The organism is Klebsiella sp. HMSC09D12 (genome assembly GCF_001808475.1).
In the GTDB taxonomy this organism is placed as follows: domain Bacteria; phylum Pseudomonadota; class Gammaproteobacteria; order Enterobacterales; family Enterobacteriaceae; genus Klebsiella; species Klebsiella oxytoca.
Genome location: NZ_KV793382.1, coordinates 55,513 through 80,407 on the forward strand (window position 1 = coordinate 55,513; position 24,895 = coordinate 80,407).

21 protein-coding genes are annotated in these 24,895 nt (G+C 57.2%); 12 read left to right on the forward strand and 9 right to left on the reverse strand.

Annotation, left to right across the window (positions count from 1 at the left end; genetic code table 11):
- Positions 1-53: 53 nt before the first annotated feature.
- The 5 genes from feoC to greB all read right to left on the reverse strand — a co-directional run bounded on the left by feoC (position 54) and on the right by greB (position 6,194).
- Positions 54-290: a [Fe-S]-dependent transcriptional repressor FeoC gene (feoC, locus tag HMPREF3178_RS01340; RefSeq protein ID WP_004106668.1), complete on the reverse strand. Its 237-nt coding sequence runs from the start codon at positions 288-290 to the stop codon at positions 54-56.
- A 9-nt stretch (positions 291-299) separates the two neighbouring features.
- A complete protein-coding gene (gene feoB, locus HMPREF3178_RS01345; protein WP_029496769.1) occupies positions 300-2,618 on the reverse strand; it encodes a Fe(2+) transporter permease subunit FeoB in 2,319 nt (772 codons plus the stop codon).
- A 27-nt stretch (positions 2,619-2,645) separates the two neighbouring features.
- Positions 2,646-2,873, reverse strand: coding sequence for a ferrous iron transporter A (gene feoA, locus HMPREF3178_RS01350; protein WP_004106673.1), 228 nt, complete (start codon positions 2,871-2,873; stop codon positions 2,646-2,648).
- Between the two features lie 409 nt (positions 2,874-3,282).
- Positions 3,283-5,613, reverse strand: coding sequence for a Tex family protein (locus HMPREF3178_RS01355; RefSeq protein ID WP_017145278.1), 2,331 nt, complete (start codon positions 5,611-5,613; stop codon positions 3,283-3,285).
- A 101-nt stretch (positions 5,614-5,714) separates the two neighbouring features.
- On the reverse strand, positions 5,715-6,194 hold the full coding sequence (gene greB / locus HMPREF3178_RS01360) for a transcription elongation factor GreB (protein WP_004106676.1): 480 nt from the start codon (positions 6,192-6,194) through the stop codon (positions 5,715-5,717).
- A gap of 237 nt (positions 6,195-6,431) precedes the next feature.
- Here greB and ompR point away from each other — a divergent pair, with 237 nt between their 5' ends.
- From ompR to gorA, 4 genes are all read left to right on the forward strand, one after another.
- Complete coding sequence (gene ompR, locus HMPREF3178_RS01365; protein ID WP_001157751.1) at positions 6,432-7,151, forward strand: osmolarity response regulator transcription factor OmpR; 720 nt, start codon at positions 6,432-6,434, stop codon at positions 7,149-7,151.
- On the forward strand, positions 7,148-8,509 hold the full coding sequence (envZ, locus tag HMPREF3178_RS01370) for a two-component system sensor histidine kinase EnvZ (protein WP_070584974.1): 1,362 nt from the start codon (positions 7,148-7,150) through the stop codon (positions 8,507-8,509). Before ompR ends, envZ begins: the two co-directional genes overlap by 4 nt.
- Positions 8,510-8,692: 183 nt before the next feature.
- Positions 8,693-9,535 (forward strand): 23S rRNA (adenine(2030)-N(6))-methyltransferase RlmJ, encoded by an 843-nt coding sequence (locus HMPREF3178_RS01375; protein WP_017145277.1) that lies wholly within the window; start codon positions 8,693-8,695, stop codon positions 9,533-9,535.
- A gap of 74 nt (positions 9,536-9,609) precedes the next feature.
- Entirely contained in the window at positions 9,610-10,962 is a 1,353-nt protein-coding gene (gene gorA, locus HMPREF3178_RS01380; RefSeq protein ID WP_004116189.1) for a glutathione-disulfide reductase, read from the forward strand.
- A gap of 51 nt (positions 10,963-11,013) precedes the next feature.
- Here gorA and HMPREF3178_RS01385 read toward each other — a convergent pair whose 3' ends face one another.
- Positions 11,014-11,637: a glutathione S-transferase family protein gene (locus HMPREF3178_RS01385; protein WP_004106681.1), complete on the reverse strand. Its 624-nt coding sequence runs from the start codon at positions 11,635-11,637 to the stop codon at positions 11,014-11,016.
- 121 nt (positions 11,638-11,758) lie between these two features.
- Between HMPREF3178_RS01385 and HMPREF3178_RS01390 the strand changes: the two genes are divergently transcribed.
- The 4 genes from HMPREF3178_RS01390 to HMPREF3178_RS01405 all read left to right on the forward strand — a co-directional run bounded on the left by HMPREF3178_RS01390 (position 11,759) and on the right by HMPREF3178_RS01405 (position 15,923).
- Complete coding sequence (locus HMPREF3178_RS01390) at positions 11,759-12,907, forward strand: iron-containing alcohol dehydrogenase (RefSeq protein ID WP_004106682.1); 1,149 nt, start codon at positions 11,759-11,761, stop codon at positions 12,905-12,907.
- Positions 12,908-13,173: 266 nt separating this feature from the next.
- A complete protein-coding gene (locus HMPREF3178_RS01395) occupies positions 13,174-14,826 on the forward strand; it encodes an alpha,alpha-trehalase (protein ID WP_004106683.1) in 1,653 nt (550 codons plus the stop codon).
- A 67-nt stretch (positions 14,827-14,893) separates the two neighbouring features.
- Positions 14,894-15,442 (forward strand): GNAT family N-acetyltransferase, encoded by a 549-nt coding sequence (locus HMPREF3178_RS01400; RefSeq protein WP_004116195.1) that lies wholly within the window; start codon positions 14,894-14,896, stop codon positions 15,440-15,442.
- A gap of 52 nt (positions 15,443-15,494) precedes the next feature.
- Positions 15,495-15,923 carry a lysozyme gene (locus HMPREF3178_RS01405; RefSeq protein ID WP_017145276.1) on the forward strand — a complete coding sequence of 143 codons (429 nt, stop codon included), beginning with the start codon at positions 15,495-15,497 and terminating at the stop codon, positions 15,921-15,923.
- On the opposite strand, the gene HMPREF3178_RS01410 is transcribed toward HMPREF3178_RS01405, so the two are convergent.
- On the reverse strand, positions 15,920-16,528 hold the full coding sequence (locus HMPREF3178_RS01410) for a response regulator transcription factor (protein ID WP_004106686.1): 609 nt from the start codon (positions 16,526-16,528) through the stop codon (positions 15,920-15,922). The two genes, HMPREF3178_RS01405 and HMPREF3178_RS01410, sit on opposite strands and share 4 nt — an antisense overlap.
- 359 nt (positions 16,529-16,887) lie before the next feature.
- Positions 16,888-17,646 carry an SDR family NAD(P)-dependent oxidoreductase gene (locus HMPREF3178_RS01415; protein ID WP_004106687.1) on the reverse strand — a complete coding sequence of 253 codons (759 nt, stop codon included), beginning with the start codon at positions 17,644-17,646 and terminating at the stop codon, positions 16,888-16,890.
- A gap of 119 nt (positions 17,647-17,765) precedes the next feature.
- On the opposite strand from HMPREF3178_RS01415, the gene HMPREF3178_RS01420 reads away from it, so the two are divergent.
- The 3 genes from HMPREF3178_RS01420 (at position 17,766) to HMPREF3178_RS01430 (ending at position 21,559) form a co-directional block, all read left to right on the forward strand.
- Entirely contained in the window at positions 17,766-18,674 is a 909-nt protein-coding gene (locus HMPREF3178_RS01420; RefSeq protein WP_016807554.1) for a LysR family transcriptional regulator, read from the forward strand.
- A gap of 260 nt (positions 18,675-18,934) precedes the next feature.
- Positions 18,935-19,966 carry an inner membrane protein YhjD gene (gene yhjD / locus HMPREF3178_RS01425; protein ID WP_016807553.1) on the forward strand — a complete coding sequence of 344 codons (1,032 nt, stop codon included), beginning with the start codon at positions 18,935-18,937 and terminating at the stop codon, positions 19,964-19,966.
- Positions 19,967-20,236: 270 nt separating this feature from the next.
- The gene (locus HMPREF3178_RS01430) at positions 20,237-21,559 is read left to right on the forward strand and encodes an MFS transporter (RefSeq protein WP_004106691.1); all 1,323 of its coding nucleotides are present in this window, start codon (positions 20,237-20,239) and stop codon (positions 21,557-21,559) included.
- Between the two features lie 49 nt (positions 21,560-21,608).
- On the opposite strand, the gene HMPREF3178_RS01435 is transcribed toward HMPREF3178_RS01430, so the two are convergent.
- The gene (locus HMPREF3178_RS01435) at positions 21,609-23,660 is read right to left on the reverse strand and encodes an AsmA family protein (protein ID WP_017145275.1); all 2,052 of its coding nucleotides are present in this window, start codon (positions 23,658-23,660) and stop codon (positions 21,609-21,611) included.
- Between the two features lie 195 nt (positions 23,661-23,855).
- Between HMPREF3178_RS01435 and HMPREF3178_RS01440 the strand changes: the two genes are divergently transcribed.
- Entirely contained in the window at positions 23,856-24,785 is a 930-nt protein-coding gene (locus HMPREF3178_RS01440) for a 2-dehydro-3-deoxygluconokinase (protein ID WP_017145274.1), read from the forward strand.
- Positions 24,786-24,895: the final 110 nt, after the last annotated feature.

Here is a 24,895-nt window from a genome sequence, read left to right on the forward strand (position 1 = left end):
GTAGCCCGGACAGATGCGCAGCATCGCCTCCGGAAAAAACACCGGAAAACATCTCAGCGCAGCGACCACCACTCCCGCAGGCAGGCCTTGCCTTCCGGGCAGCTTTTACAGCTGCCGGAGAGGCAGCCATCGGCATCTTCGGTGGTTTTCACCGCTTTACCCATTGCTTCCAAGCGGCCCAGCATGGCGTCGATTAACGGCTGCGGCGCACGCAGGCGGGCGCTGATCTGCTTTGCTTCCATCCTTCCCTGCAGGGCGAGCATATCGCGAACTTCAATTAACGACGCCATCATCGCTCCTTAGTGGCAATCGCCAGCAGGACTCTGGCAGCAGGAAGACGGCGTTTTGCGCGTCGCCAGCAGCGAAACGTCCACCCGGCTACGCGCTCTGCGCAGCAGGCCAAAGACCACGATATTGAACAGCACCACCGCCAGAATGCATACCAGGCTGTAGCGCGGATGCTGGCTAAAGCTGACGGTCTGGTAGTACAGCGTAGAGAGCGAATAAGCGATATTCAGCCCCCACAGGACGGAGAACATCATCCAGCCGCGGCTCGACTCGCGGGCAATCGCCCCCATAACCGAGATGCAGGGAATATAGAGCAGGACGAAAATCAGGTAGCTATACGCCGCCGCAGCGCTGCCGAATTTGCTTCCCATCACGCCCATCGCACCGGTTTCCATTTCGCCGTCGCCTTTACTGGCTTCGATGGGGTTGGCCAGCACGCTCAGGCTGAACGTATCTTTCAGGCTCTGCCAGGTCTCGTCCACTGCAGCCAGCAGCTCATCGCCGAGGCTAAACGTCTGCGGATTGAACTCTTCGTTCTGGATATCTTCGGCGGTGTAGAGGGTGTTCAGCGTCCCTACCACGACTTCCTTGGCCATCGCGCCGGTGAACAGTCCGACGGTCGCCTGCCAGTTATCCTCATGTACGCCAATCGGTTTAAACACCGGGGTAATCACCCGGCTGACCGACGCCAGCGCCGAGTCGTTGATGTTATCGACGATCTTACCGCTCAGCGAGAAGCTGTTCAGCGCGCTGAGGAAGATACTAACGATAACGATCACTTTACCCGCGCGCAGCACGAAACCTTTCAGGCGCTGCCAGGTCTGAATAATCAGGCTCTTCACGTGCGGAACGTGGTACACCGGCAGCTCCATGACGAACGGCGAAGCTTCGCCGCGCATAATGGTATGCTTCAGCATAAGACCGGTGGCAATCGCCATCACGATACCCAGCACGTACAGCGAGAAGACCGCCAGCGCGCCATTCTGGCCGAAAAAGGCGGCGGCAAAGACGGCAAAAATCGCCAGCCGCGCGCCGCAGGACATAAACGGCGCCATCATAATGGTCATCAGACGCTCACGCGGCGCATCAAGCGTACGCGCGCCCATCACCGAAGGGACGTTACAGCCAAAACCCACGATTAACGGCACGAAGGATTTCCCCGGCAACCCCAGCGCCTGCATCAGGCGGTCCATCACAAACGCCGCCCGCGCCATATAGCCGGAATCTTCAAGGAAGGAGAGGAACAGATACATCATGCCGATTTGCGGCACCAGCGGCAGCACGGTATTGATCCCCCCACCAATCCCCTGGGCGAGGAAAACGGTCAGCCAGTCCGGGAAATGCAGGGTATAGCCAATCCACTGAATGCCGTGGATAAAGATCGCCACGGAACCGGCATCGAAAATGGGCTGCAACGCGCCGCCGATATTGATCGCCAGTAAGAACATCAGATACATAACGAACAGGAAGACCGGCAGTCCGAGGAAACGGTTGAGGATGACTTTATCCATCGCTGCGGTAAAGCGGCTGGGCTCGGCGGTAAGCGTGTTACTGACCGCATCGCAAATAGCAGCAATGCTTTGGTAACGGGCATCGGCGATATGCAGCGCGGGATCATCCAGCTCTTCGCTCAGGTGCGCCAGGGCCACGTCCAGCTTATGGGCGGCATCACCGGCGTAGGCGCGGCTGTAAATATCGCCTTCAAGCATCTGTAAGCCCAGCCACCGACGCTGGCGCTGCGGGATCTCCCCGGACATCACCTGCGCCAGCTTGTCCGCTTCGCGCAGCAGCGGCTGCGGATAGTGCACCAGTTCTACAGGCTGATTTTGCTGATGGAGATCGATCGCCATTTTCAGGGCTTCAATACCGCGTCCGCGGGTGGAAACCAGCGGGATAACCGGGCACCCGAGGCGGGCGGCCAGCGCGTCGACATCGATACGGATGTTCTGTTTTTCCGCGATATCGAGCATGTTCAGCGCGACGACGCAGGGGATGCCCAGCTCCAGCAGCTGCAGCGTCAGATAGAGGTTACGTTCCAGATTGGACGCATCGACCACGTTAATCAGCATGTCGGCGTCGCCGCTGAGAATATAGTGGCAGGCAATCTGTTCATCCAGCGAGGTTTGCGAGGAGATAGTGGTTAGCGAATAGGTGCCCGGAAGATCCACCAGCGTGACCTGATGATCGGTGGTGTTGAAGCCCCCCTCTTTACGCTCAACGGTCACCCCCGCCCAGTTACCAACGCGCTGACGCGCACCGGTGAGCTGGTTAAACAGGGTAGTCTTACCGGAATTAGGATTACCAATTAAACCAAGGGTTAATTTTTTCATATTCATGCTCTTAGTGCCGGTCAGGCATTATTGTGCAACCGCTTCCAGCTCAATTAACGCAAGATCCTTTTTACGTAATACCAGGCTCACGCGTCGGGTTTCAATATGGATAGGGTCGCCGAGCGGCGCCACGCGAACCACATTAAAAGATGAACCCGGCAGCATTCCGAGGGACAGCAGTTTCTGCCGATACGCCGGACTAATATCGCGGGAGAAACCAATGATTTTCCACGCACTATCAGGTGTGAATTGCATAGGACCTACTTGTGTATCGCCAACTGAAAAAGAGTTTTCCGTACGCGCCGAAGATGCGGCGCAAGGGACCGTAGCCAACGAAGAATAAAAAATATTCAATGCAAATAATGATAATGAGAATAGTTTTTATCATCAATACATATAATGCGGTCGATTGTTTTTTTAAACAGGAGATTGAGCTTTTGTTGATATTGAGCAAACTCTATTTTGTAACAGGCGTCGAAATAATAATAATTCTTAATGACCAAATGTTTAATTAAGGTTTCGATAGTTAACGAAATGAAAATAATAATCTCACCGTCCGCATTTCGCGCTTATTACGACGTTATAAGAAAATACTGATGCTTGTTTGCACAATATGGCGAATGCCGGAAGAAATGCGGCCCCTCGACAAAAGGGGCCGGAGAGTTTAGCGTTTTTTACCCATCGCCGCCGCCAGCGCGTCCATCATCGCGCTGTTGCCCGCAGGTTGCGTCTCACGACCGCGAGGTTTAGCAGCCTTCGCCGCCGGGCGGTTGCCCTGAGGGCGATCGTTCCCACCGCCGCGGCGCGCGTTGCTGTCGCCGGGCTGTTCGTCCAGACGCATCGTCAGCGCGATACGCTTGCGCGGCAGATCAACTTCCATCACTTTAACCTTCACGATATCCCCCGCTTTCACCACCGTATGCGGGTCTTCAACGAACTTGTTCGAAAGGGAAGAGATATGCACCAGGCCGTCCTGGTGAACGCCGATATCAACAAACGCGCCGAAGTTGGTGACGTTGGTCACCGCGCCTTCGAGGATCATCCCCGGCAGCAGGTCGTTCATCGTTTCTACGCCATCGGCAAACTGGGCGGTTTTAAACTCCGGGCGCGGGTCGCGGCCCGGTTTTTCCAGCTCTTTGATGATGTCGGTGACCGTCGGCACGCCGAATTTCTCATCAGTAAAATCAACGGCTTTCAGATGACGTAGCTCGCTGCTGTTGCCCATCAAATCTTTCAGCGCCTGCTGAGTCGCCGCCAGAATGCGCTCCACCACCGGGTACGCTTCCGGGTGCACGGTTGAGGCATCCAGCGGGTTATCGCCATGGTTGATACGCAGGAAGCCCGCGCACTGTTCAAAGGCCTTCGGCCCCAGACGGCTAACCTTCAGAAGCTGCTGGCGGTTCTGGAACTGACCGTTCTCATCGCGCCAGGAGACGATATTCTGCGCCATCATGCGGGTCAGGCCGGCAACGCGGGTGAGCAGCGGAACGGATGCGGTATTCAGATCGACGCCAACGGCGTTCACGCAGTCTTCCACCACCGCGTCCAGCTTACGCGCCAGCTGGGTCTGGCTGACGTCATGCTGATACTGGCCGACGCCGATGGATTTCGGGTCGATCTTCACCAGTTCGGCCAACGGGTCCTGGAGCCGGCGGGCGATAGAGACCGCGCCGCGCAGGGAAACGTCGAGGTCCGGGAACTCCTGCGCCGCCAGCTCGGAGGCGGAATACACGGATGCGCCCGCTTCGCTGACGATGACCTTCTGCGCGGTCACTTTCGGGAACTGCTTCTGGACGTCGAGGAAGAAGCGCTCGGTTTCACGCGAAGCGGTACCGTTGCCTATCGCTACCAGCTCAACGTTGTACTTTTCGCACAGTGCGGCAACCGCTACCGCCGCTTTGGCGGCCTGTCCGGTATGCGGGTAGATGGTATCGGTAGCCACCAGTTTGCCGGTGCCGTCAACGACGGCGACTTTTACGCCGGTGCGCAGGCCAGGATCGAGCCCCATGGTGGCGCGTAGTCCGGCCGGCGCGGCCATCAGCAGGTCGTGCAGGTTGCGGGCAAAGACGTTAATGGCTTCGTCTTCCGCGCGTTCGCGCACGGTGCCCATCAGCTCGGTTTCCAGGTGCATCAGCACCTTGATACGCCACGTCCAGCTCACTACGCCCTTACGCCAGCCGTCGGCCGGAGCGTTATTCAGGCGCAGGCCGAGATGGTCGATAATAATCTGCTCGCCGTGGCTCTCTTTCGGCGGCTCATCGAACTGCGGGTCAGCGTTCAAAGAGAGCTGCAGCACGCCTTCGTTACGGCCGCGGAACATCGCCAGCGCGCGGTGCGACGGCACGGTGGAGATCGGTTCATGGTGATCGAAGTAGTCGCGGAATTTCGCGCCTTCCTCTTCTTTGCCGCTAACGACGGTGGCCACCAGATGGGCGTTTTTCCACAGATAGTCGCGCACTTTCGCCAGCAGGCCCGCATCTTCAGCAAAGCGCTCCATCAGAATATAGCGCGCGCCATCGAGGGCAGCTTTGCTGTCCGCGATGCCTTTATCAGCGTCGATATATTTGGCAGCTTCGGTTTCCGGGTCATGAGAGGGCTCGTTCCACAGCAGCTCAGCCAGCGGCTCCAGCCCGGCCTCAATGGCGATCTGCCCGCGAGTGCGGCGCTTCGGCTTGTACGGCAGATAGAGGTCTTCGAGCTCGGTCTTACTCAGCGTCCCGTTGATGGCTTTTTCCAGCGCCTCGGTCAGCTTGCCCTGCTCGCCGATGGACTTCAGGATCGCCTGACGACGGTCTTCGAGTTCTCGCAGGTAACCCAGGCGGGTTTCCAGATTACGCAGCTGCGTGTCATCCAGACCGCCGGTGACTTCTTTACGATAGCGTGCGATAAACGGCACGGTATTCCCTTCATCAAGCAGGCGAACGGCAGCTTCTACCTGTTCAGCCCTGGCCTGAAGTTCACCCGCAATAATGCGGCAGAGCGAATCATTCATCATCGGTTTAATTCATCTTTAGGATCAAAAATCAGGGGGATAGTTATACGGACTGGCACGCTAAAATGCCAGCCGCGACCCAAGCCTCTCGGAATGTTCCGCACCTATTTAGCTTTGACGTATTCAATTTCGTTCACGTACCAGGCAGCCTCGCCCGCGGGCGTGTTAACGATAGCTAAATCGCCGACCTCTTTTTTCAGCAGCGCGCGCGCCATTGGCGAATCAATGGAGATGTAGTCATTGCGGCCAAAGATTTCATCGTAGCCGACAATCCGAAAGCGCTTCGTCTCGCCCGCATCGTTTTCAATCTCTACCCAGGCGCCGAAAAAGACCTTTCCTTCCTGCTGCGGCGAATAATCGACGATTTTCAGCTGTTCGAGGCATTTGGTCAGATAGCGCACCCGGCGGTCGATTTCACGCAGGCGCTTTTTATTGTACTGATAGTCGGCGTTTTCGCTGCGGTCGCCAAGGCTCGCCGCCCAGGTCACTTTTTTAGTGACTTCCGGACGTTCTTCGCGCCACAGGGTATCCATCTCTTTCTTCAGTTTTTCATACCCTTCACGGGTGATCAGCGGCGTTTTCATCGAAGGTTACGGCTCCTGATTACAAATCTTTGTGCAATGCTGCGCACAATTCGTCGCGCGTCATAATAGCAACAGGATAAATAATGCGTCTTATGCTTAAATGTATACTTAAGCTGCTGTTAAATATGCTTTGTAACAATTTAGCCTGGAATATATACCAGATTTCGCTGGTGGGCGACCCGGGCTTTTTTGAGAATACGTACTGACAATTGCAGTGAACCTTTGGGAGTATAAACAATGCAAGAGAATTATAAGATTCTGGTTGTCGATGACGATATGCGCCTGCGTGCGCTACTCGAACGTTATCTGACCGAGCAGGGCTTCCAGGTTCGTAGCGTGGCGAACGCTGAACAGATGGATCGCCTGCTGACCCGTGAATCCTTCCACCTGATGGTGCTGGATCTTATGCTGCCGGGCGAAGATGGCTTGTCCATTTGCCGCCGCCTGCGCAGTCAGAGCAACCCGATGCCGATCATCATGGTCACGGCGAAAGGGGAAGAAGTTGACCGAATCGTGGGCCTGGAAATCGGCGCCGACGACTATATCCCAAAACCGTTCAACCCGCGCGAGCTGCTGGCCCGTATCCGCGCCGTGCTTCGCCGTCAGGCCAACGAACTACCGGGCGCGCCCTCGCAGGAAGAGGCGGTTATCGCCTTTGGTAAATTCAAGCTGAACCTCGGCACCCGCGAAATGTTCCGTGAAGATGAACCCATGCCGCTGACCAGCGGTGAATTCGCGGTGCTAAAAGCGCTGGTGAGCCATCCGCGCGAACCGCTGTCCCGCGATAAGCTGATGAACCTCGCCCGCGGCCGTGAGTATTCAGCCATGGAGCGTTCCATCGACGTACAAATCTCACGCCTGCGCCGCATGGTGGAAGAAGATCCGGCGCATCCTCGCTATATCCAGACCGTATGGGGCCTGGGCTACGTTTTCGTCCCGGACGGCTCTAAGGCATGAAACGCGTGCGCTTTTCGCCGCGAAGCTCGTTTGCCCGTACCCTGCTACTGATCGTCACCCTGCTGTTCGCCAGCCTGGTGACGACCTATTTAGTGGTGCTGAATTTCGCGATCCTGCCCAGTCTCCAGCAGTTTAATAAGGTTCTGGCCTACGAAGTGCGTATGCTGATGACCGATAAACTGCAGCTGGAAGACGGCACCCAGCTGGTGGTTCCGCCGGCGTTTCGCCGCGAAATTTACCGCGAGCTGGGCATTTCGCTCTATTCCAACGAAGCGGCGGAAGACGCAGGCCTGCGCTGGGCGCAGCATTATGAATTCTTAAGCCAGCAGATGGCGCACCAGCTCGGCGGGCCGACCGAAGTGCGGGTTGAGGTCAACAAAAGCTCCCCCGTGGTGTGGTTAAAAACCTGGCTCTCCCCCAATATCTGGGTGCGCGTACCGCTGACCGAAATCCACCAGGGCGACTTCTCGCCGCTGTTCCGCTACACCCTGGCGATCATGCTGCTGGCGATTGGCGGCGCCTGGCTCTTTATTCGTATACAGAACCGACCGCTGGTCGATCTGGAGCACGCTGCGCTGCAGGTCGGGCGTGGGATTATCCCTCCGCCGCTGCGCGAATACGGCGCATCAGAGGTGCGTTCGGTGACACGTGCCTTTAACCATATGGCCGCAGGCGTTAAGCAACTGGCGGACGACCGTACGCTGCTGATGGCCGGGGTGAGCCACGATTTACGGACTCCGCTCACGCGTATCCGTCTGGCGACGGAAATGATGGGCGAAGAGGACGGCTACCTCGCCGAGTCGATTAATAAAGATATCGAAGAGTGCAACGCCATTATCGAGCAGTTTATCGACTATCTGCGCACCGGTCAGGAGATGCCGGTGGAGCTGGTGGACCTGAATGCGGTGCTGGGCGAAGTGATTGCGGCGGAGAGCGGCTATGAGCGGGAAATCGCTACCGATCTGCAGCCGGGAGAGATCCCGCTGCGCGTGCATCCGCTCTCCATCAAGCGCGCGCTGGCGAATATGGTGGTCAACGCCGCCCGCTACGGCAACGGCTGGATCAAGGTCAGCAGCGGCAGCGAAGGTAACCGGGCCTGGTTCCAGGTCGAAGACGATGGACCGGGAATCAAGCCGGAGCAGCGCGAACATCTGTTCCAGCCTTTCGTTCGCGGTGACAGCGCCCGAACGATTAGCGGAACCGGCCTTGGGCTGGCTATCGTTCAGCGCATCATCGATAACCATAACGGCAAGCTGGAACTTGGCTCCAGCGAACGCGGCGGATTATTAATTCGCGCCTGGCTGCCGGTGCCGATGCATCGCACCCTGCCGGCGGTAAAACCCACAAAAGAGAGCTAATTCCGCAATCATCAGCTGGCTGCGGGCCGGTAGCCCGGACAGGTGCGCCAGCACCGCCTCCGGGGAGTCGCTTCTCAGATAATACCAGCAGGAATTAAAACAGCACGGTACCGCAGCGGTAATCCAGGCGGATCTGCGGTAAACTATCGGTTATCTTGTTTAATTCCCGGAATCACCGCATCCATGCTCAGTTATCGCCACAGCTTTCACGCAGGCAACCACGCCGACGTTCTAAAACACACCGTTCAGAGCCTGATCATTGAATCGCTCAAAGAGAAAGAAAAACCGTTTCTCTATCTGGACACCCACGCCGGCGCTGGCCGCTATCAGCTGAGCAGCGAACATGCCGAGCGCACCGGTGAGTATCTCGAAGGTATCGCCCGCATCTGGCAGCAGGATGACCTGCCCGCCGAGCTGGAGCCGTATATCTCCGTGGTCCAGCACTTCAACCGTAGCGGCCAGCTGCGCTACTACCCCGGCTCTCCGCTGATTGCCCGCCAGCTGCTGCGCGAGCAGGATAGCCTGCAGATGACAGAACTGCATCCCAGCGATTTTCCGCTGCTGCGCGCGGAGTTCCAGAAAGACGACCGCGCCCGGGTTGAAAAAACCGATGGCTATCAGCAGCTGAAATCTAAGCTGCCGCCGGTATCTCGTCGTGGCCTGGTGCTAATCGACCCGCCTTATGAAATCAAAAGTGACTACCAGGCGGTGGTCACCGGAATTCATGAAGGCTACAAACGCTTTGCTACCGGCACCTACGCGCTGTGGTATCCGGTCGTACTGCGTGCGCAGATTAAGCGCATGATCAAAGAGTTAGAGGCCACCGGCATTCGCAAAATTCTGCAAATCGAGCTGGCGGTGCGTCCGGATAGCGACCAGCGCGGGATGACCGCCTCCGGGATGATCGTCATCAACCCGCCGTGGAAGCTGGAGCAGCAGATGAACAACGTTCTGCCCTGGCTACATAAAAAGCTGGTGCCGACCGGTATCGGCCATGCCACCGTCAGCTGGATCGTGCCTGAGTAACAATCACAGCAATCGGTGGAACCTGGTGATTTCAGGTATACAATCGCGCCAATCAGACATTAAGGATAAGACTCATGAGCAAGCATTATGACTATATCGCCATTGGCGGCGGCAGCGGCGGTATCGCCTCCATTAACCGTGCCGCTATGTACGGCCAAAAGTGTGCGCTGATTGAAGCCAAAGACCTGGGCGGCACCTGCGTGAACGTCGGCTGTGTACCGAAGAAAGTGATGTGGCATGCGGCGCAGATCCGTGAAGCCATCCATCTGTATGGCCCGGATTACGGTTTTGATACCACAATTAATCACTTCGACTGGGATAAGCTGGTCGCCAGCCGTAGCGCCTATATCGATCGTATCCACACCTCTTACGATAACGTGCTGGGCAAAAACAAGGTCGATGTCATTAAAGGCTTCGCCCGTTTTGTCGATGCGAAAACCGTCGAAGTTAACGGCGAGACGATAACCGCCGACCATATTCTGATCGCCACCGGCGGCCGTCCGAGCCATCCGAGCATTCCCGGCGTCGAGTACGGTATTGATTCCGATGGTTTCTTCGAACTGCCGGCGCTGCCGAAGCGCGTTGCGGTAGTCGGCGCGGGCTATATCGCCGTTGAGCTGGCGGGCGTGATTAACGGACTGGGCGCGGAGACCCATCTGTTCGTGCGTAAACACGCGCCGCTGCGTAGCTTCGATCCGCTGATCGTTGAAACGCTGGTTGAGGTGATGAACGCCGAAGGCCCGCAGCTGCATACCCATGCCATTCCGAAAGCGGTAGTGAAGAACGCCGACGGCAGCCTGACCCTGGAGCTGGAAGATGGCCGCAGCCAGACCGTGGACTGCCTGATTTGGGCGATCGGTCGCGAACCGGCAACCGATAACTTCAATCTCGCCGCTACCGGAGTGGAAACTAACGATAAAGGCTATATCGTCGTCGATAAATTCCAGAATACCAACGTTCCGGGTATTTACGCCGTCGGCGATAATACCGGTGCCGTCGAGCTGACTCCGGTCGCCGTTGCCGCCGGCCGCCGTCTCTCCGAGCGTCTGTTTAACAACAAGCCGGACGAACATCTGGACTACAGCAACATCCCGACCGTGGTATTCAGCCATCCGCCAATCGGTACCGTCGGTTTAACCGAGCCGCAGGCGCGCGAGCAGTACGGCGATGAGGCGGTAAAAGTGTATAAATCCTCTTTCACCGCCATGTATACCGCCGTCACTTCACACCGCCAGCCGTGCCGCATGAAGCTGGTCTGCGTCGGCCCGGAAGAGAAAATTGTCGGCATTCACGGTATCGGCTTCGGTATGGATGAAATGCTGCAGGGCTTCGCGGTGGCGCTGAAGATGGGCGCAACCAAGAAAGACTTCGACAATACCGTGGCGATCCACCCAACCGCAGCGGAAGAGTTTGTGACGATGCGGTAACACGCGCACCGTACTTGAAAAAGAAGCTCTCCGGAGCTTCTTTTTTTATCTTTACGCCACGCCGTTATTGCCGTGGCGCTTAAACGCCGGGCGCTGATTCAGCGCCATATACCAGCGCTCCACTTCGGCCATTTCCGGATGCGCGAACGGCGTCATTTTCCAGCGATGCACCGACAGTCCCAGGACGATATCCGCGAGCGTAAACTGGCTGCCGGCAACCCATGCCCCGGTTTGCTGAAGCTGCGCATTGAGGATCTGCACGCAGCGGGTCCAGGCGACAATGCTCTCTTTGATAGCCGTCGGTTCCTGAAAACGCGGGTCCTTGCGCACCAGTCCCATAAAGGCGTAGCGCCAGGCAGTATTGAATTCCGTTGCCTGCCAGTCCATCCAGCGCTCAACCTCGGCGGCAGCCTGCGGCGCCGTGGGGAGCAGGTCTTCCCGCCCGGCTTTGCGCGCCAGATAGCGGCAGATGCTGTTTGACTCCCACAGCACAAAATCGCCATCCAGCAGCACCGGGACCAGGCTATTCGGATTAAGGGCGCGAAACGCCGGAGTCTCGATGGACTGGAACCCGCTACCGTAATCCTCCTGCTGATATGCTATTCCCGCTTCTTCACAGGTCCACAGTACCTTACGCACGTTAATTGATGAGCGTTTGCCCAGTATTTTTATCATTGTCAGCAATTCCTCAATCAAAAGAGATGGTTGTTTCACAATACTGCATCGGCGGCTCATGTACAGCCGGATAATGTGTATAGTGGATTGCACGATTTTTCTCCAGAACAGGTTACCCGACATGTTGACCTCTTTTAACGTTTTAACTCCGGGCAATATCCGCTTTGGGCGCGGCCTTGCTCTAAGCGCGGCCCCCTGGCTCGCCGGGCGCTCGACAAAGATTCTGCTGATTCACGGCGCCACCCCGCAGCGCGCGGAGTGCTTGCTAAGCGAACTCCACGCGCTTCGGCTGCACGTCACCACACTCTCTATCGCCCATGAACCCTGCCTGCAGGATATTGAACGGGGCGTGAGTCTGGCACGGGAAAAAGGCGTCGGCGCCATCGTCAGCCTCGGCGGCGGCGCGGTCATTGATGCGGGCAAAGCCATTGCGGCGCTGGTTCCCGCGCAGGGGCCCGCGATCGAATACCTGGAAGTGGTGGGTAGCGGCCGCATATTAGAGGCCAATCCGCTGCCGTTCGTCGCCATTCCCACGACGGCCGGTACCGGCGCGGAAGTCACAAAGAACGCGGTGATTAACGTCCCCGAGCAGCAGCGCAAGGTCAGCCTGCGTGACGACCGCATGCTGCCGGACCTGGCGATTATCGACCCGTCCCTCACCGACAGCGCGCCGCGCGCGGTGACCTTAGCCTCCGGTCTCGACGCTATCACCCAGGTGATTGAGCCCTGGCTGTGCACCCGCGCGAATCCTTTTACCGACGCACTCTGTCGGGAGGCGATCCCGCGCGGTATGAAAGCGCTCAGAACGCTGATGGAACATGAGTGTCCGGATAGCCGCGATGAGATGGCGTGGGTCAGCCTGTGCGGCGGACTGGCGTTAGCCAATGCCGGACTCGGCGTGGTTCACGGCCTGGCAGGCCCGCTGGGAGGCCTGAGCAACGCTGCCCACGGCGCACTTTGCGGTAGTCTGCTCCCCTTCGGCCTGGCGCTCAACGAAGCACAAATTAGCGACGCACGCCTCCGCCAGCGTTTTGCGGATGTACGCCAGTGGCTGGCCGCTGGACTGGATTCCGATCCTGACAGCGCATGGGAGAGCCTGCGCGAATGGAGCCAGCGCGCCGGTCTGGGTAATCTGCGCGATCTCGGCGTCCCCCGCGAAGCGCTGGAGCCTGCGGCCCTCGCCGCCAGCAGCTCCTCATCCATGAAGGCTAACCCGGTCACGTTGACCAGCGAGCAACTGCTGGAGCTGCTGGAAGCCGCGTGGGAGTAATGGCTGAATAGCGGCAGCGCCCGGGAATTTAGATTTTGTTGCAAAACGAAATCTCCGAATTTTTCGACGCAATACGCAGCGGTTAAAACGGTTTTAATCCGGTAGATCAAAAAGTTAAAGCAAAAACTCCGAACCGATTGTTCCGAGGAAAGCGTGATCTACCGCACACTTCTCTTTTCGTTTCCCGCTGCGAATGTCTAAGCTTATTAGACAGGTCGGGCGTGCCCGGCATCCTCTACTGACGCAATCCGGAGGTCCGTACCCCTATGTTCAGCCAGAAATTACGCAACGTTGATGACGATGAGCTCAGGATCGACACCGATCCGTGCTACGAAGCCGATCCGTATGAGTTAAAGCTGGATGAAATGTTCGACGCCGAACCTGAACCGGAGATCATTGAAGGGCTGCCCGCCTCGGATGCCCTCACCCCTGCCGATCGTTATCTGGAGCTGTTCGCCCACGTCCAGAAATCGCGAATTTTCGCCGATAGTAAAACCTTCCCGGACTGCGCGCCGAAGCAGGATCCGCTGGATATCTTGATTCACTATCGTCGCATCAGGCGCACCCCCGGATTCGATTTACGCCAGTTTGTGGAAGATCATTTCTGGCTGCCGGAAAGCCGCGCCGAGGACTACGTCTCCGATCCCACGCGATCCCTTAAGGAGCATATTGATAATCTGTGGCCAATCCTCACCCGCGAGCCGCAGGATCATATTCCGTGGTCGTCGCTGCTGGCGCTGCCGCAGTCATATATTGTTCCCGGCGGGCGCTTTAGCGAAACCTACTACTGGGATTCCTACTTCACTATGCTGGGGCTGGCGGAAAGCGGCCGCGAAGACCTGCTGAAATGCATGGCCGATAATTTCGCGTGGATGATCGAAATCTATGGCCATATTCCTAACGGCAACCGCACCTACTATCTCAGCCGCTCGCAGCCGCCGGTCTTTGCCCTGATGGTCGAACTGTTTGAAGAAGATGGCGTCCGCGGCGCTAAACGGTACCTTGACCACCTGCAAATGGAGTACAGCTTCTGGATGGACGGCGCGGAATCGCTGATCCCCAATCAGGCGTATCGTCACGTGGTGCGTATGCCGGACGGCTCTTTGCTGAACCGCTACTGGGACGATCGCGACACGCCGCGCGATGAGTCGTGGCGGGAAGATGTTGAAACGGCGAAGCGCTCCGGGCGCCCGCCGAATGAAGTTTATCGCGACCTGCGCGCGGGGGCGGAGTCCGGCTGGGATTACTCCAGCCGCTGGCTGCGCGATATCACCCGACTGGCAAGCATCCGCACTACCCAGTTTATCCCCATTGATCTGAACGCCTTGCTGTTCAAGCTGGAGAATACCATCGCCAACCTCTCCGGCCTGAAGGGCGACCGGGAAACCGAGGCCGCTTTCCGCCAGAAGGCCAGCGACCGTCGGGCGGCGGTGACCCGCTATCTGTGGGATGACGAAAGCGGTTGTTTCCGCGATTATGACTGGCGCCGCGAGCAGCTGGCGCTGTTTTCCGCCGCCAGCATCGTCGCGCTCTATGTCGGTATGGCGACCCACGATCAGGCCGACAGGCTTGCCGATGCGGTACGCGCCCGCCTGCTTACCCCCGGCGGTATTATGGCAACCGAATATCAAAGCGGTGAACAGTGGGATAAGCCCAACGGCTGGGCGCCGCTGCAGTGGATGGCGGTACAGGGTTTTAAAATGTACGGTCAGGATCCGCTCGGCGATGAGATAGCCCACAGCTGGCTGCAAACGGTGAATCATTTCTATAAACAGCACTTTAAGTTGATTGAAAAGTACCACATCGCCAGCGCCACTCCTCACGAAGGCGGAGGGGGTGAGTACCCGCTTCAGGACGGCTTCGGCTGGACCAATGGCGTGGTGCGCCGGCTTATTGGTCTGTACGGCGAACCGTTGTAACGGCAGACTGTTCCGGCAGTCGATGTCCTGCTATGTTCATGGCATCGACTTTTGCCGGAACCCTGCTATGCCAGAACTGATGACCCCACGTCTGCGCTGTTCCCCGCTGCAGCTTGACGACTGGCCTTTTTTCCTCGCCCTCCAGCAGGATCCCCAGGTGATGCTTTACGTCGCGGATCCTCGCCCGGTCGCCGACATTCGTGAGGCTTTTGATTCGCGGCTTCCCTTATGGTCCCCGGGCGCGGCCCACTGGCTGTGTCTGGTCGTGCGCGATCGCTTCACCCATGCTCCCCTTGGCCTCACCGGCTACCAGCATCACGCTGGCGATAGCGCTGAAGTGGGTTTTCTGTTCGCTCCCCACGCGCAGGGGAAGGGATACGCCAGTGAATCGCTGCGCGCGCTGTGCGAGTACGCGTTGACTACGGGCGGTATCCGGCGGCTGACGGCGACCGTCACCGCGGGCAATCTGGCGTCAAAAAATCTGCTGCTAAAGGTTGGTTTTCATCAGGAAGGCGAGCTGCGTGAATGCTACTGGCTCAACGGTCGCTGGCACAACGATTGGCTTTTCGGCCTGCTGCGCCGCGAGCATAACCAGCCTGGGCCATCTGGCGAATAGGGCGCGGTTAACTTTTCCTCTACACTGCGGGCCAGCCAAAGAGGAAGAGAACATGTCCCCCATAACACTGTCGCTAAGCCCGCAGGGCCTGGACTTTATTAAACGAACTCAGGGATTAGCACTCGCCCCCTATCGGGACGAGAGCGGCCTGCGCGTGATTGGCTATGGCCACGTTCTCAACGATTATGAAACGTTCAACCACTTCACGCGCGAGATCGCGGAGACCTTGCTTACCGTCGACCTGGTGCAATGCCAGCGCCAGCTTAAGCGCAACCTGCGGGTGAGGCTTAACCCATCGCAGTATGATGCGCTGGTCTCTTTAGCCTTTAGCTGCGGCCCGGCGTCTCCGGAGTTTGATATTGTTTTAACTCACCTCAACCATCAGCGGTTCGCTGAGGCGCTGACCGCCTGGGAAAATATTCGCAGCGGCCACGAACAGCGGCGTGAAGAGTGCGCAAGATTCAAGGCGACAACCGATTAAGTTTCGCTGACGCCATTAAACACCATCGCCGCCTGGGTACGATTCTTCACATCCAGTCGGCGATACAGCGACTCCAGATGCGCCTTGACCGTGCCCGCGCTAATATTTAAGGCGCGGCTAATCTCTTTATTGGAATCCCCCGCCGCCAGCAGCTGTAAAATCTCGCGCTGACGCTGGCTTAAATGAACCAATTTATTATCCCGCGCTTCCGCCGTCATTAGCCAATCGCCCGGCAAACAGAGCAGGCCATGCATGATGCTGTTGATCGCCTGGGCGAATGTTTGCAGGCTTTCCCTGCGTTGAATGATCCCGCGCACATTCCAGGAAAGCGCGCGCTGTAGCCAGCTTTTATTATCGTCGGACACGATCAGCAGCACCTGAGTCGCCGGGAAGCGGAGCTGCTTTTCCTGCAGTAGCCAGCAGCAAAACTCGCTGTGCATATCGCCATCCAGAATGAGCAGTGCTTCAGGATTCGCCGTTAGCTTCTGCCAGAGCTGATCCGCCTGACAGGTGCCAAAAATATCAAGTTCAGGAATGTGTTGCTGGAGGCCAATTTTCATTCCGTGAATAAATATCGACTGCCTGTCAAACATGATTACCTGCATGGATTTATCTCCAACAAAGAAATGCCCGATTAAAAGAGGGGGAAGGGTAATATCAGCAAGATAAAATAAGAACTCGCTGTTTGGCCTGGGGCATTTTACCGATAGGGAGGATTATCTAAACATCATAACAATGAATAGTTACAGGCCTTATTCACGCCATTACTTATTCACAATATTTATTACATTTAAATTAAGGAAATCCTTAATGAACCAGGCAGGTAAAAATAAATATAATATTATTTTTCTATTTTAAACGAACCCGCAAACGCAGGCGATGGCAAAGCGGGGAAAGTGTGTTACGGAGTAAGAAAGCGCATGAAATGCGTATACCCCTTCATGATCCATGAAGGGGCTCGGGATTACAAAAACATTCCGCCAGAGACCTCAACGCGCTGGGCGTTCATCCAGCGCAGATCGTCGCTGAGTAGCGCGGCGATAGCATCGCCTATATCATCCGGCTGCCCCACTCTTCCCAGCGCCGTTTGCCCGGCGATATGCTGATTCACCTGCGGGTTATCGCGTACCACGCCGCCGCCAAAATCGGTTTCAATGGCGCCAGGAGCAATGATATTGACCGAAATTCCGCGTTCCCCAAGCTCCTTCGCCTGATAGCGCGTCAGTACCTCCATCGCGCCTTTCATCGCGGCATAGGCCGCATAACCCGGCAGAGCAAAACGCGCCAGTCCGCTGGAAACGTTGAGGATGCGTCCCCCGTCCTGCAATAGCGGTAACAGACGCTGGGTAAGGAAGAACGGTCCCTTAAACTGGATGTTCATTAATTCATCAAACTGCGCTTCGCTGGTTTCGGCAAAAGCGACGTTCAGGCCAATACCGGCATTGTTTAATAAATAGTCGAATGTCTCCCGCTGCCAGCGTTGTTGAAGCACTTCCCCAACCTTGTGTGCAAAACCATCAAAACTGGTGATATCACCGACGTTTAACGGTAATGCTGCGGCTTTTACGCCTTTTTTCTCAATTTCAGCTACCACGTCAAGCGCCGCCTGCGGGTTGCTATGCCAGGTCAGAATAATATCGGTTCCCTTCTCCGCCAGCTTCAGGGCGGCGTTTTTCCCCAGCCCGCGGCTGCCGCCGGTCACCAAAGCGATACGTTGTGTCATCAGAAAACCCCTTTTCGGTTGCGTTTGCCTCGTTAAAGAGCTTATTAGCTGCTATAAAAACAATAAATACTGAAAATTACGCTTTACTGTTTCATTAAGAGCAACAAAAGGTCTGCGGAATGGATAAAATTCACGCAATGCAGCTGTTCATCAGAGTAGCGGAGCTGGAGAGTTTTTCCCGCGCTGCGGATACGCTTGGCCTGCCTAAAGGGAGCGTTTCGCGCCAGATTCAGGCACTGGAAAACCATCTTGGCGTTCGTCTGCTGCATCGCACCACCCGCCGGGTGCAGCTGACTCAGGATGGTATGGTCTACTACGAACGCGCCAGAGACCTGCTCAGCAATCTCGATGAGCTGGACGGGATGTTTCAGCTCGATCCCTCCAGCATTAGCGGACGCCTGCGGGTCGATATGCCGGTCGCCGTGGCGAAAAAACTGGTTATTCCGCAACTGCCGGCATTTCTGCAGCAGTATCCCGGCATCGAACTGGAGCTCAGCAGCAGCGACAGGTTGGTTGACGTAATCCGCGAGGGTTTTGATTGTGTGATACGCGTCGGTACGCTGAAAGATTCCGGGCTGATTGCGCGACCGCTGGGCAAGCTCACGCAAATCAACTGCGCCAGTCCTCAATATCTCACCCGCTTTGGCTACCCGCAGTCGCTGGACGATCTCGCCGATCATGCGCTGATCCACTACGCCAGCAATCTGGGCGTGCGCCCGCTGGGCTTCGAAGTGGTTAGCGATGGTGCCGTCCGCTGGGTCAAAACCGGTGGCGTTCTGACGGTTAACAGCACCGAAACTTATCAAGCCTCGTGCCTGGCGGGGCTGGGGATTATTCAGGTACCCCGGGTGGGCGTTCGTGAAATGCTGCGCACCGGGGAGCTGATAGAAATTCTGCCCCACTACCGCGCCGAGCCGCTGCCGGTTTCGCTCATTTATCCGCACCGGCGCAACCTTTCACGTCGGGTACATCTGTTTATGGAGTGGCTGGGCGGGCTCATGAAAAGCTATGTTGATGAGTCCGCATGATGAAAAATCCGTATTTGTGGGAGTAGCGGTATTTTATGTCGGGTAGCGGCTAACGCCTTACCCTGGATAAATATAGATAACTATCAGTGAATTATGAATTTTCCGCGGCCCTGCGCAAACAAAACGCCGGCGAGCGATTAGCGCAGAACAGGCAGCAAACAGGAACGTATTCATGCCTCCGATGCCCCCGGCACGCCTTATCCGTGATTTTACGTATATAATTTTGATGAATATCGCTGTAAAAAAGGAAGAAATAATTTATGACGCCGGAAAACGACGCCCAACGACCAGCCCAGGATCCGGACCAGCAGCCGGATGAAAATAAAAGCGCCCTGGCTGCGATAAATGACTCCACCGTGGCGAAAAAAGCCAACCAGGCGCTAAAAAGCGTCACCGGAACGGCGGAAAAAGTCCAGCGTAACCCCATTATTGCGCACCTCATCCGCGCCGCAGAGCGTTTCAACGACAGGCTGGGCAATCAGTTTGGCGCGGCGATCACCTACTTCTCATTTTTATCGATGATCCCGATTCTGATGGTCTCTTTTGCGGCAGCCGGTTTTGTTCTGGCCTCGCATCCTACGCTGCTACAGGACATCTTCGATAAAATCCTGCTTAACGTCAGCGACCCGACGCTCGCGGCAACGCTGAAAAATACCATCAATACCGCCGTACAGCAGCGCACCACCGTCGGCATCGTCGGTCTGCTGGTGGCGCTCTATTCCGGCATTAACTGGATGGGCAACCTGCGTGAGGCGATTCGCGCCCAGTCCCGCGACGTCTGGGAGCGTACGCCGCAGGATCAGGAAAAAATTTGGGTGAAGTACTTTCGCGACTTTATCTCGCTAATCGGCCTGCTGGTGGCGCTGGTGATCACCTTGTCAATCACCTCCATCGCCGGGTCGGCTCAGCAGATGATTATCTCGGCGCTCTATCTGGACTACATCGAGTGGCTGAAACCGGCGTGGCGGCTTATTGGCCTGGCCATTTCCATCTTCGCCAACTATCTGCTCTTTTTCTGGATTTTCTGGCGACTCCCGCGCCACCGCCCGCGCCGTAGGGCGCTGATTCGCGGCACCCTGATTGCGGCGGTCGGCTTTGAGATAATCAAGATCGTCATGACCTGGACGCTACCGTCGCTGGTCAAGTCGCCGTCCGGGGCGGCATTCGGCTCGGTGCTGGGAATCATGGCCTTCTTCTATTTCTTCGCCCGCCTGACGCTTTTCTGCGCCGCGTGGATTGCGACCGCCGAGTATAAAGACGACCGCCGGATGCCGGGCAAAGCCCACGACTAAACCATCACTGGGCTGAATAAAAGACGCAAAATTCAGCCCAACCTGGCATTTCAGCAGATAAATCCAATATGTAACTTTTATTTAACCTAAACCTGGTTTTATCAACCATTATTTGAATTGTGTGAAGCATTTCATAGAACTTATTTTTCTGGCACAGAAATTATTCACTTTTTGCCTGTTTTTTAGCCTCCCCGTCCCCTTGTTACAGATTGAAATGTCCCCAAGGCTGTGGCTATATGGCCTTTCGTTCGCAAAAAATAAGAAAGATCTATGCAAGCCACAGCCACAACACTCGACAATGCTCAGGAAACCGTTCCGGTTAACTCACGCAACAAGGTCGTCGTCGCTTCGCTCATTGGCACCGCCATCGAGTTCTTCGACTTCTATATCTATGCCACCGCGGCGGTCATTGTATTTCCGCATATTTTCTTCCCGCAGGGCGATCCCGCCGCCGCGACGCTACAATCGCTGGCGACCTTCGCCATCGCGTTTATTGCCCGCCCTATCGGTTCTGCGGTATTCGGCCATTTCGGCGACCGCGTAGGCCGTAAAGCGACCCTCGTGGCCTCGCTGCTGACGATGGGGATCTCAACCGTAGTTATCGGCCTGCTGCCCGGCTATGAAACCATTGGCATTATGGCGCCGGTGCTGCTGGCGCTGGCCCGCTTTGGCCAGGGGCTGGGCCTTGGCGGCGAATGGGGCGGCGCGGCGCTGCTGGCGACGGAAAACGCCCCGCCGCGCAAGCGCGCGCTGTATGGCTCATTCCCACAGCTGGGCGCGCCTATCGGCTTCTTCTTCGCTAACGGCACATTCCTGCTGCTCTCCTGGCTGCTGACCGACCAGCAGTTTATGGAATGGGGCTGGCGTATGCCGTTTATCTTCTCCGCCGTGCTGGTCATTATCGGCCTGTACGTCCGCGTTTCGCTGCACGAGTCGCCGGTGTTCGCAAAGGTAGCCGCCGCGAAGAAACAGGTCAAAATCCCGCTGGGCACCCTGCTGACAAAACACGTACGCGTCACCGTTCTCGGCACCTTTATCATGCTGGCGACCTACACGCTGTTTTACATCATGACCGTCTACTCCATGACCTTCAGTACCGCCGCCGCGCCGATTGGTCTCGGCTTGCCGCGCAACGAAGTGCTGTGGATGCTGATGATGGCGGTCATTGGTTTTGGCGTGATGGTGCCGGTGGCGGGCCTGCTGGCGGATGCCTTTGGCCGTCGTAAGAGCATGGTCGTGATCACGACTCTCATCATCCTCTTCGCGCTGTTTGCCTTTAAACCGCTGCTCGGCTCCGGCAATCCGCTGCTGGTCTTTGCCTTCCTGCTGATTGGCCTGAGCCTGATGGGGCTGACCTTTGGCCCTATGGGCGCGCTGCTGCCGGAGCTATTCCCGACCGAAGTTCGCTACACCGGCGCCTCGTTCTCCTACAACGTCTCGTCGATCCTCGGGGCGTCCGTAGCGCCGTATATCGCCGCATGGCTGCAGGGCAACTACGGTCTGCCCGCGGTTGGGCTCTACCTCGCCGCCATGGCGGCGCTGACGATGATCGCGCTGCTGCTGACTCACGAAACGCGTCATCAATCGCTGTAGCTCTCCGTCCACTCCCCCGGCCATCCGGCCAGGGGAGTCTTCTTCCCGACTATTTTTTCATCTGCGACAAGATTGCCCGACACTGGTTCGCCTCGCCTTCGGCAGGTGATATCAGCGCCAGCAGCGCTGCTGCCGGCGTCACCAGCGTCGCCAGCGCTGCCGCTACCGCGCCGCGGGCAATCAGCGGCCCCGCCTTCACGCCCGCATTCGGCGACTTAAAGCTGCCGCGAACGTACAGTGGGGAGCGCAGGGTGATAATACGAAAGCCCTTACTCTCCGGATCGATAGTGAGGTCCAGCTGCTCCGACGCAAAGCTGGCGGTCCCGGTCACGTTGATCAGCGCGTTTTCGGTATCAAACGCGAACACCTGCGGCCGGGCGACGCCGTTGACCACGTCGATATTCGCCGCCGCGCAGTTCACCCGCACCTCATCATCGCCAAAGATCTGGCCGATAATAAAGTTACCGACGTTCAGGCCGAGGATCTCCATCAGGTTACGGCTAATCAGCCCGTCGTTCATCAGCAGCTTCAGGTTACCGTTACTGTTGCCCAGCAGCGCGGCGACGGAGTTACCGGTGCCGCGAAGCTCAACATCGCCGTTCATTTCGCCGAGCGTTTTCTGCATCATCTCCACGTTTGGCATCAGCGCTTTCAGCTTCAGGCGGCGCGCCTGCAGGTTGGCCGTCCCCTGCAGCGGTTTTTTATCCCCTTCAAGATGAATGCTGCCGGCGAGGGTACCGTTAGCCAGCCCCAGACGCAGCGGCTGCAGGCGCAGGTCGCCCCGCTGCAGGATGATGTGCGTAGAAAGGTCGCTGATGGGTAGCGTGCTGCCGTGCTCAATCCGCCGTCCTTTGAAGCGCACATCGGCATCCATTACCTGCCACTTGTCGGTTTCAAAGCGGTCATACGGCAACACTTTTCCGGCTGGCTGCGGAGAAGCTTCACCTTTACGCCGTTCAGTCTGGCTGCCTTTGCCGCCGGAATCGACGCCAATCAGCGGCCCCAGATCCGCCAGCCGTAGCTGCCTGGACTCCAGATCGCCCTCCAGCTTAGGCCGGGGTTTACCGGTGGTGTAGATCAGCGACCCGTGGATATCGCTCTCGCCAATACGGCCATTGAAATCCTGATAGGCGAAGCGTGAACCGTTTTTCTCCTTAAAGGTGGCGCGCAGATGGCCGTCAGTAGAGAAAGTCGGCGTATCCGGCAGCAATACGCCGGTCAGATCGTAGAGATCGCCCAGCGAATCACCGGAAAACTTGAGGCGCAGATCGACGCCGCCGAGATTGAGCGGATCGCTGACCGTGCCGGTAAAAGCGACCCGGGTATTGCCGGAACGAAAATCCCCCTGCAGCGGGAACGGCGTCCCTTCGCTGCGCAGCGCCAGCATGCCGCCGATTTTGCCGTTACCGGAGAGCGGCTGCCCGTTGTAGCTCCCTTTCGCCTGCAGGCCGAAGACGTAATCGCCCACTTTCTGCGACGCTCCTTTCCCTTTTTCGCCGGTCACTTCACTAAACGCCAGCGGTTTACCGAGCGGATCAACCACGATCGTCACGTCGGCGCGCGATACCTTGTCATCGATAGCAATCTTGCCGCGATCGAAAAGAATATTGTCGAGTCGGAAAGACCAGCTGGAAGGCGCCGCATCTTTCTCAGACGCTCCCGCCGAAGCCAGGTCGAAAGTCCAGTTGTTGGTCTTCTCCGACAGTCGAATCAATCGCGCGTCCGGCTGTTCAAGCTTAATCCACGGTAGATAGACCGTTTTGCTGAGCAGCGCCAGCGGGGCGAGGGTCGCCTCAACGCGCGGCAGGTGAACCATGGTGACCTGCGGGATGTCAGGCGGGTTGCCGAGGATAATATCTTCGGCATGCACGTGCGGCCAGGGTATCCAGCTTCGCCAGCCTCTTTCGCCGGGCTGGCGCTCCCACACGACGCCCAGATCGCCGCGAATCGCAAACGGACGGTTCAGCTCGGCCGACACTTTCTGATTAATCGTCGGCTTCAGGCGATTCCAGTCAAAGGTCGCCACTACAATAAAAAACAGAACGATCAGTACGACTATCGTTCCGAGGATAATAGCCACGGTTTTACGGGTTCTGGTCATCCCTTCTGCACTCCTTTTGCGTCTCGTCAGTCATGAATATAGTTGAGAAACGTCAGGTGCTCTGCCAAATGCGCTTTTCGTCACATAATCCGCGTCAGGTCAAAAAAATAATGGAACGTTGTTTTAATATCATTGACCATAAAAGCGGCCCAGCGCACACTAGGGTTAATATTGATTTAATTTCAGGTCATCACTATGTCTAAGAAAATTGCCGTCATTGGCGAATGCATGATTGAGCTGTCAGAGAAAGGCGCGGCGGTAAATCGCGGCTTTGGCGGCGACACCTTAAACACTTCCGTCTACATTGCCCGCCAGACCGACGCCAGCGAGCTGGGCGTACACTATGTTACCGCCCTGGGCACGGACACCTTCAGCCAGCAGATGCTCGAATCCTGGCAGAGTGAGAATGTCCAGACGGACCTGATTCAGCGCATGGCCGACCGTTTACCGGGCCTCTACTACATCGAAACTGACGATACCGGCGAGCGTACGTTTTACTACTGGCGTAATGAAGCCGCAGCGAAGTTCTGGCTGGAGAGCGAGCAGTCTGCGGCCATCTGCGAAGAGCTGGCGACCTATGATTATCTTTACCTCAGCGGCATCAGCCTGGCAATCCTGAGCCCGACAAGCCGCGAGAAGCTGCTGACCCTGCTGCGGGAATGCCGGGCAAACGGCGGTAAAGTTATCTTTGATAACAACTATCGTCCGCGCCTGTGGAGCAGTAAAGAAGAGACGCAGCAGGTTTACCAGCAGATGCTGGCCTGCACCGACATTGCGTTCCTGACCCTTGATGACGAAGACGCGCTGTGGGGCGAGAAGCCAGTGGCAGAGGTGATTGCCCGCACTCACGCCGCTGGCGTTGAAGAAGTGGTGGTGAAGCGCGGCGCCGACTCCTGCCTGGTAGCGATTGCCGGACAGCCGCAGCTGGAAGTCCCGGCCGTTAAGCTGGCAAAAGAGAAAGTCGTTGATACCACGGCAGCGGGCGATTCATTCAGCGCCGGCTATCTGGCCGTGCGCCTGACCGGCGGCGATGCCGAATCGGCGGCAAAACGCGGCCACCTGACCGCCAGCACGGTGATTCAGTATCACGGTGCGATTATCCCGCGCGAGGCGATGCCGCAGTAATTTCGATGGAGTTACGCCCGCCGGCGAGAATCCCGGCTTGCGCTGCGCTTAGCCGGGCTACGGGTTTACCGCCATCTGCGGGTCGGTAGCCCGGAGAAGGCGCGCCAGCG